Below are 19,177 nucleotides of genomic sequence, written 5' to 3'. Positions count from 1 at the left end.
GGAGCCTACGCCTACGCAACACTGAACTGGCCCATCATTCCATTATCCTCATGTTCAAGGATATGGCAGTGATACATGAAGGGAGCGCTCTTGGCCGGCTGATCAAATCGGATGAGAAGCTCCACCGGTTCCTTGACGAGGACCGTGTCGCGCGGCCCCTGGTCGAGAACATCGGGCTGCCCGCCACCGCGGGTGAGAACATCAAAGTGGACGCCGTGAATATGGATCGGGTGGCGCATCATTTCGCCAGACACCTCCCATATTTCGGTGGAGCCTAGCTTCACCGTCTCATCGATGCGATTCATGTCGAATGGCTTGCCATTGATCGTAAGGCCGCCACCGCCGCTTCCTGAGCCCATCATGCCGCCCATGCCCATGTTGAGGCTCAGACGGCGACGGCGCACCGCCTTGCTGGCGTCGGGCCCAGTTCGTGATGCCAGAAGGGTCGGCACGACGCCGCTGGCACGAGCCTGTCCCAACGGCCGTGGTTCAAACCGCAGCACGGTCGCTGGTGCCGCGGCATCGGTCCTTCGGGCGCCACGCCCCATCATACCCATGCCGCCCATCATCGAGCTGTTGGTATCAGCCGCCGTCACCAGCGAGGCGGACCTACCGTCCGTGAAGTCCACGAGAAGCTCGGCACGTTGGCCCGGCGCCAAGGTTATGGCTTCCAATGCCACTGCGTGTTCGAGCAGCCCCCCTTCGGTTCCGATCCAGTGAAAGCTCCGCCGATCGGAAAACGACAGCTCATAAATCCGCGCGTTCGATGCGTTGACGAGCCGCAGGCGAACCAACCGATTTGGCACCGCCGCCAGCGGATTCACCGCGCCGTTCACAAGGATCGTGTCGCCGCGCCGGCCCTGCATGGCGACCATCATGCCGCCTGGCATGACAAGGCGACCATTTTCGAACTGGCGATCCTGGATGAGCAGGGGCAGATCGTCCACGCCATATTCTGACGGGAGCCCCAGGCCCTGCTCTTCGTCGTCGGTTACCAGCAACGCCCCAGCCAGGCCCGAATAGACTTGCTCGGCCGTCAACCCATGGACGTGTGAGTGATAAAGGAGGGTCGCTGCGGGCTGCCGGATCGGGAGCGTGGGCCGCCAGGTCGCGCCCGGCGCGATGATCTGATGGGGGCCGCCATCCAGCTCTCCGGGGATCAGAAGCCCGTGCCAATGCACAGTCGTGTCCGCGTTGAGCCCGTTGGTCACGACAGCCGCCACGTCGTCGCCACGGCGCACCCTGATCGTCGGTCCGAGATAGCTGCCATTATACCCGAGCGTGTCACTCGGCCGGCCTGGATAAAATGAAGTCGTTCCGGACTGGACCCGTAGCGCGAATGAGCGGCCAGGCCGTGCGTCCAACAGCGGCGGCATCGGAAGCGGGTTTGCACCTCCCCCGCCGAGGCCCGGCGTGGAGCGCGAGCAAGCGGTGGTTGCGAACAATGCCGCTCCGCCAGCCAACAGCGAACGTCGATCGAGCATCTAAATCTGTCCCAGCGTGCAGCGCAGCTCGGAAGCGATACGGACAGCCTGGTCGATCAGCATGGGGTTACCTCGCACTCCGGCGCTTCGAAGGAGCCTCGATGGCTTGGCGAAATAGTAGCTCACGGGGGGAACCTCCTAGCTGGCGCTTGATCGAACACCACTCCATCATATATGCTACATATAAGATGTTTGGAGCAACTGTGCCACCTTCCCTCGTTAAAATGTCTCCGGAGCTTCTGGAGGAAAAGGCCGGCGAAGCGGAAGCGTTCCTCCGTTCGCTTGCGAGCCGGCACCGTCTGATGATCCTGTGCAGCCTGCTCGGCGGGGAGTTGTCGGTAACCGATCTGGGCGAACGCCTCGGACTGACACAGTCGAATTTGTCCCGCCATCTGGCCACGCTGCGCGACGAAGGCCTGGTCGGAACACGGCGGGAGAAAACGACGATATTCTACCGCATCACGTCCGAGCGCGTGCTGCCGATCCTGACGGAACTCTACGCACTCTTTTGCGCCGGTGACGAAGCTGAGAGCAGAGAATCCTGACGATGGAGGGTTTCACCCCATTCTCGGCCATCGTGGGCGGCGCGCTAATCGGCCTCTCGGCTTCCTTCCTGTGGATCGCCAATGGGCGCATCGCTGGAATCAGCGGCATCGTCGGCGGGGTGCTTGCGCCTGTCCGCGGCGAGATGGCCTGGCGCGCAACATTCCTGGTCGGCCTGCTCGCCGCGCCCTTGCTCTACCGGGCGGCGGGCGGCCTGCTACCGGACCTCACGTCGCCGGCCCCAGTCGCCGTCGTGATCGCAGCCGGCCTTCTGGTGGGATTTGGGACTCGGCTCGGGAGTGGTTGCACCAGCGGGCATGGCGTCTGCGGAATAGCGAGGCTCTCGCCCCGCTCGCTCGCCGCGACAGGCGTCTTCCTCATCACAGCGGCCGCGACTGTGTACGTCGCCCGACACGTCATCGGACTCTGAGCAATGAGGAAGCTGCTCATCGCGCTCGCCTCGGGGCTCATTTTCGGCTTCGGCCTGATCGTCTCCGCCATGATAGCCCCCAGCAAGGTTCTGGCGTTTCTTGATGTCGCCGCGCCGTCGTGGGACCCGAGCCTTGCCTTGGTGCTGGCCTCGGCCGTCATGGTTTCAGCGTTGGGATTTGCACTCGGCCGAAGGCGCGATGCTCCGCTTTTCGCACCGGCGTTCAATGGGCCATCGTCCCGGTCCCTGGACAAGAAGCTTCTCTCGGGCGCGGCTTTGTTCGGCGTCGGATGGGGCCTCGTCGGCTACTGCCCTGGTCCGGCCCTGGTCGCCCTGAGCCTCGGAGCGCCGGCGGCGCTGGTGTTCGTCGTGGCGATGCTGGCGGGCATGGGCGTCTTCGCCCTTCAGGAACGTTATCGCGCAGCCAGGCCCGGGGCAAACCCATGACGCCGGTCGACATCCTCACGCTCATATCCGGTGTCGTCGTCGGCTTTACCCTCGGGGTGATCGGCGGCGGCGGCTCGATCCTTGCCCTGCCGTTGCTGCTGTATGTCGTGGGCATGAAGGACCCGCACGTCGCGATCGGCACGAGCGCGCTGGCGGTGGCCGCCAATGCCTTCGCCAACCTGATCCAGCACGCCCGGGCCGGAACCGTGAAGTGGCCCTGCGCCCTCGTCTTCGGGGCATCGGGCGTCATAGGCGCCCTGATCGGCTCCACCCTGGGCAAGATGGTGGCGGGTCAGCATCTCCTGGTGCTGTTCGCAGGCGTGATGATCGTGGTGGGGGTTTCCATGCTGCGCGGCAAATCCGGCGGCGGCGACCCGGGCGTGCGGATCACGCGCCCCATCGCTGTGCGGCTCGTGGCGATCGGCCTTCTCGCCGGCCTCCTGTCAGGGTTCTTCGGCATCGGCGGCGGCTTCCTGATTGTGCCCGGCATCATGCTCGGCAGCGGCATGCCCATCCTCAACGCGGTCGGATCGTCGCTGTTTTCGGTGGGAACGTTCGGATCGGCGACAGCCCTCAACTATGCCCTGTCAGGACTCGTGGATTGGCGCGTGGCCGGCTTCTTCATCGCTGGCGGGGTCGCTGGCGGCGTCGCCGGCATGCAAACCGCCATCCGGCTCGCCGATCATAAGGGCTTGCTCACCCGCATCTTCGCTTTCGTCCTGCTGGCCGTGGCCGCCTACATGCTGTTCCGCAGCCTGGGCGGGATCGGCGGCTAGACACCATTGGAGACCGATCATGATCTTTCGTCAGTTGTTCGAGCCGGAGTCCTCGACCTACACCTACCTCCTCGGTTGCCCGGAGACGCGCAAAGCCGTCCTGATCGATCCTGTCCTCGAAACGATCGAACGCGACCTTGCCGCGCTTCAGGAACTGGATCTCGAACTGGCTTATACGTTGGAGACGCATGTGCATGCGGACCACGTCACATCGGCCTGCTATCTGCGCAGCCTTACCGGCTCCAAGATCGCGTACCCCGCCATGGACGGCCTTCCCTGTGCTGACGTGGGGGTCGCCGAGGACCAGCCTTTGACTGTCGGCGCGCTCAAGCTTCAGCCGCTGTTTACGCCGGGGCACACCGACGCCCACCATACCTACCTGGTTGAGCAGCCCGATGGTCTTCGCGCCTTCACCGGCGACGCCCTGCTAATCGACGGCTGTGGCCGCACCGACTTCCAAAACGGTGACGCCGCCACCCTTTATCACTCCGTCACGCAGAAGATTTTCACGCTGCCGGGCGATGGTCTGATCTACCCGGCTCACGACTACAATCATCGCCACATCACGACAGTGGCGCAGGAGCGTGAACGGAACCCGCGCCTTGCGGGCAAGACCGTTCAGGAATTCGTCGCGATCATGGCCGCTCTCGATCTTCCCTACCCAAAGAAGATCGACGTTGCCGTTCCGGCAAACAAGCTTTGCGGTGATTGCCCGACAGATTTGCCGGAAATGCTGCGCCAGATAGGCGGCAAGTCCGAGCAGGGCTGAGCCATCCGATACAGGTTCATTTACAGGAGAAAGTCGATGCCAACACGCACCTCGAAACAACTCGTTTCCGAAGCGAATGCGATTGTCGAAACTATCGCGCCTGACGATGCAGCCAAACTTGTCGGCAATCCCAAGGTCCAGTTCGTTGACATCCGCGAGCCAGGGGAAGTCGCAAAATCGGGGCTGGTGGCTGGTGCGGTGCATGTCCCGCGTGGCCTTCTGGAATTCCAGGTCGATCCTGAAAGCCCCACCCACAATGCCAAACTCGCCAGTGGATCGCGGTTGGTGCTCTATTGTGGGTCCGGCGCCCGCTCGGCGCTGGCCGCAAAATCACTCAAGGAGATGGGCGTGGAGAATGTCGCCCACGTCCCCGGCGGGTTTGCGGCGCTCAAGGATGCCGGCGCTTCAATCGCACCGGAATAACCCATGGCGCGCTCGAGCGCCGCTTCTCGCAGGCAGGATACAATCCTTGGATAGCCATATCGCATTCGCCAGCCTCGGATTGAGCCCGATAGCCATCTCCATAGGCCCGCTCGACATCCGCTGGTACTCGCTGGCCTATATCGCCGGCATCATTGCCGGGTGGTGGTATCTGCTGCGGCTGCTGGCCCAACCAGCGGCCCCGATGAACCGCGCACAAGCCGACGATCTCGTGTTCTACGCGACGTTGGGCGTTATCCTCGGTGGCCGTCTCGGCTATGTGATCTTTTACGGTCCTGAGATGATCTTCGACCCCCTGCAAATCCTCAAGCTGTGGGACGGCGGCATGTCGTTCCACGGGGGTGCAGCTGGCGTCTCGCTCGCGCTGATCCTGTTCGCGCGACGACACGGCCTCGAATGGCTGCGGGTCCATGATTATGTCGCCTGCACCGTGCCGATCGGCCTGTTCTTCGGCCGCCTCGCTAATTTCGTGAATGGTGAGCTTTGGGGAAAGCCCACCGATGTGCCTTGGGCGATTGTGTTCCCCGGAAGTCGCGATGGCCTCGCGCGTCACCCGAGCCAGCTCTACGAAGCCGGGCTGGAAGGACTGGTCTTGTTTGCCGTGCTCGCGTGCCTTTTCTGGTTTACCAACGCCCGACGTCGCCCTGGCATGCTCGTCGGCGTGTTCCTTCTTGGCTATGGGCTCGCTCGCTTCATTGTCGAATTCTTCCGGGAGCCGGATGCCCAGCTTGTCGGCTTCACAGCCAGAACAGGGCTTCATATGGGTCAGTGGCTCACCGTGCCGATGATTGCCGCAGGTATCTATTTGATAGTCGCAGCTTGGCGCGCCGGCTCGCGCAACCAGCAGGGCAAATCAGTAAAAAGTGAGCCAGCAATCATGCCAAAATCGAGTTGCAGTGAATAGGAACTAGCGGTCGCTATCCTGCTGCTCCTCAAGGCTAGCACCAACTTTGATTGTGCATCGCACCGTCTCGCGCGTTCGGGCTGCGGCCTTGCTGCACCCTTCGATCGTTTCGCGATTGGCCAACACCATCCTGTCGGCCGCTATGATCGCGCGGAACGCGGTGGGCGAGGCAGCCTGCATCATCCGCTGCCCGCCTTCCCACATTGACAGGTCGAGCGCTCGCGCCGCCATCTTTTCCGGCCATTGCCAGCTCGCCGGCACGGCACGCGCGACGACGCCGGCGAACGCCGCCCAAAGCACCATGCCGAGCACCACTCCGCCGATCGCCGTCCACATCAACCAGCGGTTCTGCTCGTAGCCCCGCCGCGCCGATGCGGTGACGCCCTGAAGCGCCCGAGTTGCATCCTTCAGCTCTGCGGCTGCGGTCGCGATCGTCCGCCGGTCCTCGGCGCGGGCGTCACCGCCTGCCGCTACGATCCGGTCAACAACGTGACGCGGCGTTGCTCCGTCCCTGGCTGCCGTCACCAGCGCGTCGGCGCGCTGCAAGGTGGCGTCGATCTTCTGCACCATGCCCGCCAGCGTCTCGCTATAGGGGGCGTTTGCGGGAGGGGGCGGAATCCTACGCTAAGGATTTGGGCCAGCGATATTCCCCGGTTAGATTGATGTGTTCCCATCCCAACGGCGAGACGTGGGCGAGTAGATCAGGCGCGATATGGGTACCGCTGGCGGCCCGGGTATTGACGACCTCGCCGAGCTTCATGGTGTTCCAGAATATGATGATGGCGGCGAGCAGGTTCATTCCGGCGATGCGATAGTGCTGGCCTTCGCCGGATCGATCCCGGATTTCACCTCGGCGGTGGAAGCTGATGGCGCGCTTTAGGGCGTGGTGGGCCTCACCCTTGTTGAGGCCGATCTGAGCCTGGCGCTGGAGGCCGGCATCAAGAATCCAGTCGATCATGAACAGGGTTCGCTCGATGCGGCCCACCTCTCGCAATGCGAGGGCCAGCTCATTCTGGCGCGGGTAAGAGGCGAGCTTGCGAAGAATCTGGCTGGGGGCGACGATCCCCGCTGCGATCGTCGCCATGATGCGCAGGATGTCGGGCCAGTTGCGCTCGATGAGCGGTTCATTGATCTTACCTCCGACCAGCGCTCGCACATTGGCCGGCGTCGCGTTGGGCGTGAAGGCATAGAGTCTTTTCTGAGGGAGATCGCGGATACGGGGGGCGAACCTGTAGCCGAGCAAGGCGCAGGCGGCGAACACATGATCGGTGAAGCCGCCCGTGTCGGCAAAATGCTGGCGAACGCGGCGGCCCGCGTCATTCATGAGCAGCCCGTCCAGGATATAGGGAGCCTCGCTGACCGTTGCCGGGATCACCTGGGTTGCGAACGGCGCATATTGATCGGACACATGGCTGTATCCCTTGAGGCCCGGGACGTTGCCATATTTCGCGTTGATCAGATTCATCGCCTCGCCCTGCTCGGTAGCAAGGAAGAACTGCCCGTCGCTGGATGCCGATTGCCCTTGTCCCCAGAAGGCGGCCATGGGCAGGGCGGCGTGGGCCTCCACGATCATGGCGAGCGCCCGATCATAGGCGCTGCCTTCGACATGCCAGCGCGCGATCCGCAGCAATTCCCAGAAGCTGTGCGTGTTGGTCGCCGCCGCCATCTTGCGCAAACCGAGATTGACGCCTTCCGCCAGCAACACGTTCATCAGGCCGATCCGGTCGCTGCAGGGCGCGCCGGTGCGCAGATGCGTGAACGCCTCGGAAAATCCGGTTCGCTCATCGACTTCCAGCAACAGATCGGTGATCCTCGCGGGCGGGAGCTGTTGATAGAGATCGAGCACGAGATCCTCGGCCCCTTCGGGCGTGTCGGCCCTCAGCTTGTCGATGTGCAGCTTGCCGTTCTCGATGATGCCGCCTGGGATCGTGCCGGTTCGCGCCGCGCGGCCAAACTCCTTCAGCCGTGTATCCAGTCGAGCCCTGCGCTCGGCCAGCCATTCGCCGGGCCGCAGCGGCACGGCGAGCCGCGCGGTCTGCTCTATCGCCTGTGGCGGGACCAGAAGCTGCTTGAGGTCGCCATAGCGGCGCGATCCCGCCAACCATATGTCACCGGACCGGAAGGCGTCGCGGATGTGGAACAGCACCGCGATTTCCCAAAGCCGGTGGTCGCCGCTGGGCTCAGCGCGAAGATGACGATGCCATTTCGAGTTGGGACGTAGAAAATCCACCGGCGGATCGACCTTGATCCCGTTACGCAGCATCGCAACGGCCGCCAGAAGAGGCGTGGCGATCGGCGCCGCCTGCATGTCGAGCAGGCGCAGCATCCTGGGCGCGTAGAGGCGGAAACGGTGATAGCCGTCCAGCACACGGCTGAGCGGGTCGGCCGCGAGCACGTTGGTCAGCGCGGAGGCCGTGGCGACAAGGGTTCTGAACCGTTCCCAGCCAGGCCCGGTGGCGATTATCCCGTCCAGGGCCGTGCCATCGTCCTGCGCTCCAAGCAAAGCACCACCGATTTCGGCAAAGGACTTCAGCGTGTCCCGAACGGCCGCCTTTTCGTCGGCGATCCTGGTGTTGCAAAGGCGTTCGGAGGCCCGATAGAGACGGCCTACGATGCGATCGTGGGTCTCCACGATGACATCGGCCAGCGATGACCGCCATTCCAGGGTGCAGACAGCGAGGATCGCAAGCCGCCTGTCTTCGGGCAGATCACGCATGCCGTCGGCGTAATAGCGCTCGCCCTGCCGGCGAAGCCGGGTCACACGATGCGCCGGCACGCCGTCCAGCAAATCCGCCGGAAGATCGAACCTTTGAAGATATTCCAGTCGATCCATCAGCCGGTTAGCGGCTGCTGAATTTGCGCCAACCTCGAACTGTCGCAGCCATACGAAGCGCGTGACGCGACCATCCACCGTATCCTCCAACAGGTGAGCCAAATTCTCGCTCAGGGTTGGCGTGATGCGATGGGCGATAAGATCCTCGATCCGGCGCTCGGCCTCAACCAGCGCATCGGCGCAAAGGCGCTCGATCGTCGAGGAGCCGGGAAGGATCGTGCGGGTGCGGCGACACTCCGCAACGAAGCGACGGGCAAGATCCTCATTCGATGTCGCCGCCTCGGCTTCCCGAGCGATCCATTCGCGCAAATCCCGTGCGCCCCGCCCCGAAAAGGAGCGATAGCCGTAGATTCGGCGAAGGTCCGCCAGATGCTCGTGCCGGGTCTCCTCGCGCGCGGCATAGAGGAGTAGATCGTCGCTGGTCAGGCCGAGCTGGGCCGCGATGAAATCCGATACCTGCGCCGGGATCAACTCGCCAGGAGCGAGCACCCGGCCCGGGTAGCGCAGGACGCACAGTTGCAGCGCGAAGCCAAAACGATTGTGGGCGCGCCGGCGCTGGCGGATATGCCCGAGATCCTCATCGCTGAGGGTATAGTGCCGCAGCAGCTCACCTTGATCGACCGGCAAGTGAAGCAGCGCCTCGCGCTGTCGATCGGTCAGGGTCACGCGACGCGGCATACATGCTCCTTATTCTTTCCGAGCTACGGTTTGAGATAGCTTGATTGAGATGCTGGTTAAGATACACAATAGCCCAATCTTATGTGCTCATGTTCTGTCGTTTTCAGAAGACGGCTGCACTGAACGTCAGAAGCCGACTGCACTATAGCAGCGGAGGGGTTGGATCCATCAGGCAACGACGGGCTGCTGCCGGCCATCAGCGGACGCAGGGAGGACTTTCCGCAACCGGCCGTTCGATGCGGCACCGATGGCCTTCGCGCAGGGGTAGTGAATCCGCCAGGATTGACTTGCGCTGCCCTACCTCTCACTAGTGAGGGGCGGCAGCGCATCAAGCGGTGAGCGCACTCCGGCACCGCCAACTTTCAGCACATGCGTGTAAATCATCGTCGTAGAGACGTCGGAATGGCCGAGCAGATCCTGCACGGTTCGAATGTCGTAACCGCTGCGGAGCAAGGCCGTCGCGAACGAGTGGCGGAGGGTGTGCGGTGTGGCGGGCTTCGTGATGCCTGCTTGTTCTACGGCACGTTTGAAGGCGCGCTGAAAGGTCTGGTCATACATGTGATGGCGACGCACGACACCGCTCCGTGGATCGGTCGAATGCGTGTGCTGCGCAAAAACCCAGAACCACGGCCAGGAATGCCCGGCGCGCGGATACTTCCGCTCAAGGGCGTCGGGAAGCGCAACGCCGCTGCGGCCCTCGGCCTGGTCCTTCAGCCACCATGCCCGTGCACGCGACAGCTGCTCGCGCAGGCTGGGTGCCAAGCTCTCGGGTAACATCAAGGCCCGATCCTTGGAGCCCTTGCCCTCCCGCACGATGATCGTGCCGTGATCGAAATCCAGATCCTTGACCCGCAGTTGCAAACCCTCACTGATCCGCATGCCCGTTCCATACAGAAGCTGGGCGAACAAACGATGCTCGCCTTCCAGAAAACCGAGGATGCGAACCACTTCATCCGGGGTCAGCACCACCGGCAAGCGCCGCGACGGCCGAGGTCTTCCGATCTCCTGAAGCCAGGGCAGATCCGTGCACAGCACCTTGCCGTAGAAGAACAGCAAGGCCGCCAATGCCTGACGATGCGTGGAGACCGAAACCTTGCGCTCGTTCGCCAGCCAGGACAGAAATGCCTCGACTTCGCTGCTGCCCAAGGTTGCCGGGTGACGCACACCGTGGAAACGGATGAAGGCACGAACCCAGTGGACATAAGCCTGTTCGGTTCGTAAACTGTAATGCAAGTAGCGTATGCGCTCACGCAACTGGTCCAGAACCTTGACCGAACGCAGCGGTGGTAACGGCGCAGTGGCGGTTTTCATGGCTTGTTATGACTGTTTTTTTGTACAGTCTATGCCTCGGGCATCCAAGCAGCAAGCGCGTTACGCCGTGGGTCGATGTTTGATGTTATGGAGCAGCAACGATGTTACGCAGCAGGGCAGTCGCCCTAAAACAAAGTTGGGCTTCACCAGAGTATCAAGTTGCCGAGCTGGCGATAACCTAAAACATTAAAAAGAGGTTTGAAATGAATGAAGGAAAAAATGAGGTCAGTACTTCAGCTGCTGGCCGGTTCGCATTCCCATCAAACGCCACGTTTGCCTTGGGGGATCGCGTACGCAAGAAGTCTGGCGCTGCTTGGCAGGGGCGCATTGTCGGGTGGTACTGCACAACACTTACCCCTGAAGGCTACGCCGTCGAGTCCGAATCTCACCCAGGCTCAGTCCAGATTTATCCCATGACTGCGCTTGAACGGGTGGCCTGAAGTCACGGTTGAAATGCACCGCCTGACGGCCAAATCATGCGGCACCGTCCACAGCCCAACTAGTCGCTCCAGCGGATGGCTTCGCCGCCCGCTGAGCTAATTCGTTAGGCATCACAAAGTACAGCATCGTGACCAACAGCACCGATTCCGTCACACTGCGCCTCATGACTGAGCATGACCTTGCGATGCTCTATGAGTGGCTAAATCGATCTCATATCGTCGAGTGGTGGGGCGGAGAAGAAGCACGCCCGACACTTGCTGACGTACAGGAACAGTACTTGCCAAGCGTTTTAGCGCAAGAGTCCGTCACTCCATACATTGCAATGCTGAATGGAGAGCCGATTGGGTATGCCCAGTCGTACGTTGCTCTTGGAAGCGGGGACGGATGGTGGGAAGAAGAAACCGATCCAGGAGTACGCGGAATAGACCAGTCACTGGCGAATGCATCACAACTGGGCAAAGGCTTGGGAACCAAGCTGGTTCGAGCTCTGGTTGAGTTGCTGTTCAATGATCCCGAGGTCACCAAGATCCAAACGGACCCGTCGCCGAGCAACTTGCGAGCGATCCGATGCTACGAGAAAGCGGGGTTTGAGAGGCAAGGTACCGTAACCACCCCAGATGGTCCAGCCGTGTACATGGTTCAAACACGCCAGGCATTCGAGCGAACACGCAGTGATGCCTAACCCTTCCATCGAGGGGGACGTCCAAGGGCTGGCGCCCTTGGCCGCCCCTCATGTCAAACGTTGGGCGTCTTTTCAGTAGTGGTACTTGAGTTGAACGATCCAAAGGGCATCATCCGCCACTTTGTAAACCATTCGGTGCTCATCCGTAATTCGACGAGACCAATAACCGGCCAAAGCATGTTTTAATGGCTCTGGCTTGCCCACTCCAGAGAAAGGCTCTCGGGTGGTTTCTTTAATTAGCTTGTTAATTCGATCAACCATGCGGCGGTCTTGTTTTTGCCAGAACAGATAATCTTCCCATGCATCATCGGAAAAAATTAATCTCATTCGGCCAACTCCCGCGCCTGTCCTCGGCCCGCTTCAAGTTGCTCGATCGACTTGAAAAGCCGCTTGGCGTTGGCGGGGCTGCGCAGCAGATACGCAGTTTCTTCCAGCGCCTGGAAATCTTCCAGCGAGAGAATCACAACCGATTGGTCGCCGTTACGTGTGATGATCACCGGCTCATGATCGTTGCAAACACGATCCATGGTTCCAGCCAGGTTGGCGCGGGCGTGTGTGTAAGTGATAGCGTCCATAACATCCTCCGTACATGTACAGAAAATTGTACAACAAGAGCAACTCGAAGGCGAGGCAAAAAAACGCCCAACCCTTCAATCAAGTCGGGACGGCCAAAAGCAAGCTTTTGGCTCCCCTCGCTGGCGCTCGGCGCCCCTTATTTCAAACGTTAGACGGCAAAGTCACAGACCGCGGGATCTCTTATGACCAACTACTTTGATAGCCCCTTCAAAGGCAAGCTGCTTTCTGAGCAAGTGAAGAACCCCAATATCAAAGTTGGGCGGTACAGCTATTACTCTGGCTACTATCATGGGCACTCATTCGATGACTGCGCACGGTATCTGTTTCCGGACCGTGATGACGTTGATAAGTTGATCATCGGTAGTTTCTGCTCTATCGGGAGTGGGGCTTCCTTTATCATGGCTGGCAATCAGGGGCATCGGTACGACTGGGCATCATCTTTCCCGTTCTTTTATATGCAGGAAGAACCTGCATTCTCAAGCGCACTCGATGCCTTCCAAAAAGCAGGTAATACTGTCATTGGCAATGACGTTTGGATCGGCTCTGAGGCAATGGTCATGCCCGGAATCAAGATCGGGCACGGTGCGGTGATAGGCAGCCGCTCGTTGGTGACAAAAGATGTGGAGCCTTACGCTATCGTTGGCGGCAATCCCGCTAAGAAGATTAAGAAACGCTTCACCGATGAGGAAATTTCATTGCTTCTGGAGATGGAGTGGTGGAATTGGTCACTGGAGAAGATCAAAGCGGCAATGCCCATGCTGTGCTCGTCTAATATTGTTGGCCTGCACAAGTATTGGCTCGAGTTTGCCGTCTAACAATTCAATCAAGCCGATGCCGCTTCGCGGCACGGCTTATTTCAGGCGTTGAACGACAGCTTTCCCAAAAGCTCTACGGCTGCTCTGGGTCGGGTCGAGACGCTCGGGGGCGGTCGGCCGTGCCGCATCACAAGTGAGAGTCTCAGTCCGGCCAGAAGCAGTCACTCATCGCTCCGCGATGCCGAGCCAATTTGCTATCAAATTTTTTAGAATCCCCAGCTCGTAGCGCTACAGCACTCAATTGCATCGCAAGTGCCAGCGTTGGCTTTCCTCCTTCACCCGTAAGGTAAAAATTGAAAAACCGTCTGTTTACTGTCCTTCTGACAGCCGCTGTCTTTGGTCTTGGCTCGGCTGTCAATGCTGCTGAAATTTCCAGTGCTGAAGCAATGAAAGCCATCTCTGCAGCCGTGCTGCCTGCCATGGAAAAGAACCAGATTCCTGGTATGGCTGTGGCATTGGTATTGGGGGACAAGACTTATGTCTTAAACTATGGCGTGTCAGATGTTGAGAAACAAACACCGGTAACTGACGAGACGATTTTTGAGATTGGCTCTATCAGTAAGACCTTCACAGCCACACTGGCGACGCACGCAGAAGCCACTGGGAAGCTGAAACTGACCGATACAGCAGCAAAGTATTTGCCTGAGTTGTCTGGTACGGACTTCGGTAACTTGCAGCTTTTCCATCTTGGAACGCACACCGTTGGCGGCATTCCTCTGCAGGTGCCTGATGAAGTCCAAACTCGGGAGCAGCTTCTGGAATACCTCCGCACCTGGAAGCCTGCGTACAAAACCGGCACGATGCGTACTTATGCAAACCCAAGCATCGGTGCTTTAGGGTGGATAACGGCGAAAAGTTTGGGGCAAGATTTCAGCACCGCCATGACTCAAACCATTTTCCAGCCCCTCGGTTTGACTAGCACTTATCTGAGCATCCCTGCACAGAAGATGTCCAGCTACGCTTGGGGCTACAACAACGATAAGAAGCCTGTGCGTGTCAATCCAGGCATGTTGGACAGTGAAGCCTACGGCATCAAAACCACGGCTACTGACCTGATCACCTTTGTGAAGGCCAACATGGGCATGTTGCCCTTGGATAGCATGCTGCAATCGGCTTTAAACAATACCCGCAAGAGCTATTTCAGCGTAGGCCAGATGACTCAAGACCTCATCTGGGAGGAGTATGCAATGCCTGTTGACTTGCCTATGCTGCAAGAAGGCAATGCTCCCAAACTTATCCTGAATCCAACCCCAGTAAGCGCTAAGGTTCCTGCAGCCACACCTAACAGCAATGTGTGGGTTAACAAGACTGGTGCTACCAACGGCTTCGGTGCTTATGTTGCGTTTGTGCCTGAAAAGCGCTTCGGGGTTGTGTTGCTGGCCAATAAAAACTACCCCAATGCTGAACGGGTAGAAATTGCCCACAAAATTTATAGCAATCTAACCGGGAAACAATGACAGCTTTGGGTCGACACCGGTAATCGGATCGTTGCCGCACTGAACAGCGCCCCGTTCCAGGTCGCCTCCATTTATGCGGCTGAACCGAGGGAGAGCAGCTTTACGCCGTCTGGCCGCAGTTCGCCCTTGGGCGACACGTGCCGGTAGAGCGTCTGCCGGGTAATCCCGAGTTCTTCGCAGAGATCGCCCACCTTGGTTTCCGGTTGCCCCATGCTGGCCATCGCCAGGCGTAGCTTGGCGGCGGTCATCTTGAAGGGGCGCCCCCCTTTCCTGCCGCGAGCGCGCGCCGAGATAAGTCCAGCGACTGTTCGCTCGGAAATCAACTCACGCTCGAACTCGGCCAGCGCGGCAAAAATACCGAACACAAGCTTGCCGGCGGCAGTCGTCGTGTCGACCGCCGCACCGTGACCGGTCAGGACCTTCAGGCCCACGCTACGCGCAGTTAGGTCGTGCACGGTGTTGATCAGGTGGCGCAGATCACGGCCAAGCCGATCGAGCTTCCACACGATCAGCGTGTCCCCTTCACGAAGCGCCTTCAGGCAAGCAGCCAACCCTGGGCGATCATCGCGCCTGCCCGAGGCCAGATCCTCGTAAAGGTGCGCAAGGCTCACACCAGCGGCGATGAGCGCATCGCGTTGCAAATTGGTGGACTGGGATCCGTCCGCCTTCGATACCCGCATGTAGCCGATCAGCACCTTTTCACCCGTCACGTATACGTTCGATTATGTGACAGTGTGAGCCGGAAAGCTCTATCCGTCAAAATTTGTCACTTAACCCGTCATTTTGTTTAAGACATGCAAAGGGTGCATCAGGCAGGTAATGTGACAGAAATTCCGGCGGGATGCCTTCCTTCACGAAGGTGGCGCGCAACCGTTCCAAGGAAGCGGGATCGCGCCGACCATAGGAAGCCAACGCGAACAGCGAGCGTGCCGTCTCGGGGTTGTGTCGCGCTTCAATGATGGCCTCGTCGATGGCCTGGACTGCACGCTGCCAGTGATTGATGGGCTCGGGCTTCGGCGCTTTCGTCGGCAGGCCACTGGTGAACCCGGTTTGGGGCTCGGACCAGAATAGCTTTGCCTGCTCGCCTGGCGGGCTGATGTCCCTCACCTCAATCAAGCTGATTGCCGTTGCCGCCGCCTCCAGCATCTGTAACCGTACTATCGGATTCAGGGTTTCATACGGTCGCCACAGACTTTGCCCAGCACGCAGCGGATGCCCGCAGCCTTCCCAGACTTGGCGGGGATACCCCGCGCAGGTTCCGCACGCGGAAAGCGGGGTGTTCAGCTCATCGAGCAGCGTGCGAAGAAGTCGAAACCACAATCCGGCGTGGATGCGTCGGCGCGGCAGCTCCACGTGACCGGTTGTCAGTGCCTGCCAGGTACGCTGGTCCATCGCCGCAATCGCGTCGCTGGCGGTGCGCGGTTCGGCGTCGGCGTTCTCCCAGCCGAGAAACCGCCCTGGCACGCCCCAATAGGATTCCAGCCAGCAGCCATGCAGCGGGCAGCTCAGCATCAGGGGCAGCTTCCACGCGAGCAGTACGGCTTGGTTCTCCGGATCGCTCAGGCAGAGCGGACAGGCGCGGTTTATCGGCTGGCTGGGCAGCCAGGCACGCCAGCTCGTGATGGATCGCGTCTTACGGCGGAGTCTTGGCAGCAACACCGAGAGCTGAAACGCATAGGTTTCCAAGGCGTCTGGAATCTGGTCATCAAGGCTGTCCAGTAGCCAAGGCACCCATCCGGCGAAACTCATACAGCGCAGCCGGTCCAGCTCGATGCCGCTCCGCTGGGAAAGCAACGCCAGCAGCGAGAGTGGTGGCGCGGTGTCCAGGTCATCGACCTGGCCGTGACCAAGATCGTGCTCCAGCAGGTCGGGCTCCTCCATGTGATAGCAAAGGGCCACGCGGTTGAGCCATGAGGACAGCGCCTCGCCTTCTTTCGGGGCGGGATGCAGCGGCCAGCGCGGCGCAGGCTTCACATCAGTTCCCGCTCGAATTGCCGCCGCCGCTCGCTGGGTCCGGTGTAAACGGCCATGCTGAGTGTGCGATGGTTGATCGCTTCCTCGCCGCTCTCCACGGCGACGATGGCCGCCGCCATCAGCAAGTGCGCCAGTTCCCCTATGGTGCCCTCGCTGCGTGTGAGCAGGTAGCGAGCCATGTCCAGCGTGGCAATTGGGGAAGGCCGGCGCAGCGGGAGCGAAGCGGCGAAGCTGGCCAGCAGTGAGCAGCAATCGTCGTTGGCCTCCCATACCGGCAGCATCATCGGCTCGAAGCGATTTTCCAACTGGTCATCGGAGCGGATGGCTAGGTAGGCGTCGCGCGTGCCTACCCCAACCAACGGGATGCGCAGTTCGTTGCCGAGGAAGCGCAGCAGGTTGAGGAATTCCCGGCGGTTGACGCTGTTGCCGGCCAGCACGTTGTGCAGCTCGTCGATCACCAGCATGCGCACGCCGACCTTGCGCAGCAGTGCCAGAGCCAGTTGCTCCATTTCCGGCAACCGTGGGCGTGGGCGCAGCGGCGCGCCCATCGCGGCGAGCAGCGCGACGTAGAAGCGGATCACGGACGGCTCGGACGGCATCTGCACGACCAACACCGGGATGTGCTCCTGGTCGGCGTCGGAGCTGGCCGGGTGGGTGCGGCGGAACTTCTCGACGATCATCGACTTGCCATTGTTGGTCGGGCCAACCAGCAGCAGGTTGGGCATGCGTTGCTTGTTTGGCCACGCATAAAGGGCTTCCAGCCGGTTCAGCGCCTCGACTGCGCGCGGATAGCCGATCCAGCGGTCGGCGCGAAGGCGCTGGATGCGCTCGTCCGCCGGAAGACGGGCCAAGCCCTGGGCCGCCGGCAGCAGGTGGGACAGGTCGATGATGGGATATTCGTCCACGGCTACCACTCCTCAATCTGGTCGAACGGTTTGGCGGGTGGCAAGTTGTCTGCCTGCGGGTCGGCAATATCCGTATCCGGCGGAACGGGCTTGTCCGGCCGAGCTGATGTCTTGAGGTGCTGGCGGCGATCCGCGTCACGCCGCGCCTTGCGTGTGGCCTTCTGCGCGCTGGTCACAATCTCACGCATCTGGCCGATCATGCGGAACAGCGCCGACTCATCCACCTGTTCGCGCCCTTGCTGCCGCAGTTTCGCCAGCGCCTGCCGTTGTTCCCAGAGGGTGACAGCCGGATGCGACAAGGTACGGTAGGGAATTTCCAGGTAATGCTGTCCCTCCGGTTCCAGGACCCAGATACGGCTGATGTCGCGCGGATCGCGCCGGATCAGAAAGGACGGCCAGCGTTCACGCCGCGCAATCCACGGCTTGAGCGCATCGGCGTAGTAGTGGATGTGGTCGATGACAAAGCCGGTGCGGGTCAGCGTGCGCCGGAGGATCGGCAGAAAATCGACCAGGAACGAAGTAGCGCGTGTGACGACGGCCGGTACGCCGACACGCGCCACGGCCTCGGCCCAGCGCGCGGCCGGCGGTTGGAGCAGGCCGTTGTGCACCGAACCGTGGTAGGTGCCGACCGCCAATGTGAGCCAGCGCTCTAGCTCGCGCAGCGTCAGGGCGGCCTTGTTTTCGGAATCGTAGTCGCCGCGCTGGTCAGGGTTGGAGAAGGTCGTTCCCGGCAGTTCGTCGTGAATCATCTGCATCGCCGTGCCGATGATCCGTTCCACGATGCCGCCATAGTGCGGCTGTCCCAGCGGGCGATAGTCCAGCCGGATGCCATGCTGCTCGCAACCCCGGCGCAGGGCCTCGCTCTTGAACTCGGCCGCGTTGTCTAGGTAGAGCAGCAAGGGCTTGCCGCTCATCTGCCAATCCATTTCCACGTTCAGTCCTTCCAGCCAAGGGCGCTTGTCGCAGGCGACATGCACGAGGCACAGGCCAACCGAAACGGCAGACGGCGCTTCCAGCGTGACGACCATGCCGAGCACGCAGCGGGTGAACACGTCGATGGCGAGGGTCAGGTACGGGCGGCCAATAGGTTGCCGGTCGCGGTCATCGACCACGATCAGGTCGATGACCGTATGGTCTATCTGCACCTGCTCCAGCGGCGCGGTCACGGCAGGAGGCTCGCCGCCCACACCTTGTAGGTCACGAGCGGCATCCTGGCCTTCCCGCCGGCGGATGACCTTGCGCGGGTCAAGGCTAGCGATCCGTAAGGCCACGGTATTGCGCGCCGGCACTCGCAGTTTTTGAGCCTTGCACACCTGAGTGACTTCGCGGTGAAAGGCCGCTAGGCTGCGCTTCTGCTTGGTCAGGAACCGCTTTTGCAGTAGCTCGTGGATGACGCGCTCGACCGGTTCCGGCAAGCGCCCCTTACCTTTACCTCCACCGGACTGGCCGGGCACCAGATCCGTCACGAGGCCGCTGCCTTGCCGGGCACGCCGGATCAGAACGTATACCTGGCGCCGAGACAAGCCCAGCGCCTGAGCCGCCATATCGGCCGCTTCGTGCCCGACCGTCTCCGACTGCGCCAACGGACTGATGATCTCCGCACGACGGCGCGCACGCTCCCAAGCCTCATCAGGCAGAGTGGCCACGCCTTGTTCTGGAATCCGTGGGGTGTCCGTCGCCATGCTCACCTCGCTTTGGTGCACACGAGTAT

21 protein-coding genes are annotated in these 19,177 nt (G+C 61.0%); 11 read left to right on the top strand and 10 right to left on the bottom strand.

Going from position 1 to position 19,177, the window contains the following annotated elements:
* Positions 1-11: 11 nt before the first annotated feature.
* On the bottom strand, positions 12-1,484 hold the full coding sequence (locus N6H05_RS27195; RefSeq protein ID WP_007016074.1) for a multicopper oxidase family protein: 1,473 nt from the start codon (positions 1,482-1,484) through the stop codon (positions 12-14).
* Positions 1,485-1,708: 224 nt separating this feature from the next.
* Here N6H05_RS27195 and N6H05_RS27190 point away from each other — a divergent pair, with 224 nt between their 5' ends.
* The 7 genes from N6H05_RS27190 to lgt are packed head-to-tail and all read left to right on the top strand — an operon-like array spanning position 1,709 to position 5,794.
* On the top strand, positions 1,709-2,029 hold the full coding sequence (locus N6H05_RS27190; RefSeq protein WP_007016076.1) for an ArsR/SmtB family transcription factor: 321 nt from the start codon (positions 1,709-1,711) through the stop codon (positions 2,027-2,029).
* A 2-nt stretch (positions 2,030-2,031) separates the two neighbouring features.
* Entirely contained in the window at positions 2,032-2,457 is a 426-nt protein-coding gene (locus N6H05_RS27185; protein ID WP_004213265.1) for a YeeE/YedE family protein, read from the top strand.
* A gap of 3 nt (positions 2,458-2,460) precedes the next feature.
* Positions 2,461-2,904, top strand: coding sequence for a DUF6691 family protein (locus tag N6H05_RS27180; protein ID WP_004213266.1), 444 nt, complete (start codon positions 2,461-2,463; stop codon positions 2,902-2,904).
* Complete coding sequence (locus tag N6H05_RS27175) at positions 2,901-3,680, top strand: sulfite exporter TauE/SafE family protein (protein ID WP_004213267.1); 780 nt, start codon at positions 2,901-2,903, stop codon at positions 3,678-3,680. The genes N6H05_RS27180 and N6H05_RS27175 overlap by 4 nt, the downstream gene beginning before the upstream one ends.
* A gap of 19 nt (positions 3,681-3,699) precedes the next feature.
* Positions 3,700-4,449, top strand: coding sequence for an MBL fold metallo-hydrolase (locus N6H05_RS27170; RefSeq protein WP_007016078.1), 750 nt, complete (start codon positions 3,700-3,702; stop codon positions 4,447-4,449).
* Positions 4,450-4,485: 36 nt separating this feature from the next.
* Positions 4,486-4,872 (top strand): rhodanese-like domain-containing protein, encoded by a 387-nt coding sequence (locus N6H05_RS27165; protein WP_004213269.1) that lies wholly within the window; start codon positions 4,486-4,488, stop codon positions 4,870-4,872.
* Between the two features lie 46 nt (positions 4,873-4,918).
* Positions 4,919-5,794, top strand: coding sequence for a prolipoprotein diacylglyceryl transferase (lgt, locus tag N6H05_RS27160; RefSeq protein WP_007016079.1), 876 nt, complete (start codon positions 4,919-4,921; stop codon positions 5,792-5,794).
* A 3-nt stretch (positions 5,795-5,797) separates the two neighbouring features.
* Here lgt and N6H05_RS27155 read toward each other — a convergent pair whose 3' ends face one another.
* From N6H05_RS27155 to intI1, 3 genes are all read right to left on the bottom strand, one after another.
* Positions 5,798-6,364, bottom strand: coding sequence for a DUF6118 family protein (locus N6H05_RS27155; protein ID WP_007016080.1), 567 nt, complete (start codon positions 6,362-6,364; stop codon positions 5,798-5,800).
* A gap of 49 nt (positions 6,365-6,413) precedes the next feature.
* Positions 6,414-9,305, bottom strand: a complete 2,892-nt coding sequence (locus N6H05_RS27150; protein WP_016746447.1) for a Tn3 family transposase — start codon at positions 9,303-9,305, stop codon at positions 6,414-6,416.
* Positions 9,306-9,602: 297 nt separating this feature from the next.
* Complete coding sequence (intI1, locus tag N6H05_RS27145; RefSeq protein WP_000845048.1) at positions 9,603-10,616, bottom strand: class 1 integron integrase IntI1; 1,014 nt, start codon at positions 10,614-10,616, stop codon at positions 9,603-9,605.
* Positions 10,617-10,819: 203 nt separating this feature from the next.
* Here intI1 and N6H05_RS27140 point away from each other — a divergent pair, with 203 nt between their 5' ends.
* Both N6H05_RS27140 and aac(6')-Ib read left to right on the top strand, forming a co-directional pair.
* Positions 10,820-11,056 (top strand): trimethoprim-resistant dihydrofolate reductase DfrB4, encoded by a 237-nt coding sequence (locus N6H05_RS27140; protein WP_024167031.1) that lies wholly within the window; start codon positions 10,820-10,822, stop codon positions 11,054-11,056.
* Between the two features lie 128 nt (positions 11,057-11,184).
* Positions 11,185-11,739: an AAC(6')-Ib family aminoglycoside 6'-N-acetyltransferase gene (aac(6')-Ib, locus tag N6H05_RS27135; protein ID WP_012695458.1), complete on the top strand. Its 555-nt coding sequence runs from the start codon at positions 11,185-11,187 to the stop codon at positions 11,737-11,739.
* A 72-nt stretch (positions 11,740-11,811) separates the two neighbouring features.
* Here the strand turns inward: aac(6')-Ib and N6H05_RS27130 are convergent, their stop codons facing one another.
* Both N6H05_RS27130 and N6H05_RS27125 read right to left on the bottom strand, forming a co-directional pair.
* A complete protein-coding gene (locus N6H05_RS27130) occupies positions 11,812-12,066 on the bottom strand; it encodes a Txe/YoeB family addiction module toxin (RefSeq protein WP_032492620.1) in 255 nt (84 codons plus the stop codon).
* Entirely contained in the window at positions 12,063-12,314 is a 252-nt protein-coding gene (locus N6H05_RS27125) for a type II toxin-antitoxin system Phd/YefM family antitoxin (protein ID WP_032492621.1), read from the bottom strand. Before N6H05_RS27125 ends, N6H05_RS27130 begins: the two co-directional genes overlap by 4 nt.
* A gap of 183 nt (positions 12,315-12,497) precedes the next feature.
* On the opposite strand from N6H05_RS27125, the gene N6H05_RS27120 reads away from it, so the two are divergent.
* Together N6H05_RS27120 and ampC are read left to right on the top strand one after the other, a co-directional pair.
* Positions 12,498-13,130 (top strand): type B-3 chloramphenicol O-acetyltransferase CatB3, encoded by a 633-nt coding sequence (locus N6H05_RS27120; RefSeq protein WP_000186237.1) that lies wholly within the window; start codon positions 12,498-12,500, stop codon positions 13,128-13,130.
* 293 nt (positions 13,131-13,423) lie between these two features.
* The gene (gene ampC, locus N6H05_RS27115) at positions 13,424-14,587 is read left to right on the top strand and encodes a class C beta-lactamase (protein ID WP_048709300.1); all 1,164 of its coding nucleotides are present in this window, start codon (positions 13,424-13,426) and stop codon (positions 14,585-14,587) included.
* 71 nt (positions 14,588-14,658) lie between these two features.
* Here ampC and N6H05_RS27110 read toward each other — a convergent pair whose 3' ends face one another.
* From N6H05_RS27110 to N6H05_RS27095, 4 genes are all read right to left on the bottom strand, one after another.
* Positions 14,659-15,282, bottom strand: a complete 624-nt coding sequence (locus N6H05_RS27110) for a recombinase family protein (RefSeq protein WP_003155741.1) — start codon at positions 15,280-15,282, stop codon at positions 14,659-14,661.
* Between the two features lie 61 nt (positions 15,283-15,343).
* A complete protein-coding gene (locus N6H05_RS27105; protein WP_006122485.1) occupies positions 15,344-16,561 on the bottom strand; it encodes a TniQ family protein in 1,218 nt (405 codons plus the stop codon).
* A complete protein-coding gene (locus N6H05_RS27100) occupies positions 16,558-17,466 on the bottom strand; it encodes a TniB family NTP-binding protein (protein ID WP_003155746.1) in 909 nt (302 codons plus the stop codon). Before N6H05_RS27100 ends, N6H05_RS27105 begins: the two co-directional genes overlap by 4 nt.
* 2 nt (positions 17,467-17,468) lie before the next feature.
* A complete protein-coding gene (locus N6H05_RS27095; protein WP_000179844.1) occupies positions 17,469-19,148 on the bottom strand; it encodes a TnsB C-terminal domain-containing protein in 1,680 nt (559 codons plus the stop codon).
* Positions 19,149-19,177 lie beyond the last annotated feature (29 nt).

The organism is Sphingobium sp. WTD-1 (assembly GCF_030128825.1).
GTDB lineage: Bacteria > Pseudomonadota > Alphaproteobacteria > Sphingomonadales > Sphingomonadaceae > Sphingobium.
The sequence above is the reverse complement of the archived record's forward strand: the minus strand, read 5'-3'. Positions and strand labels throughout refer to the sequence as shown.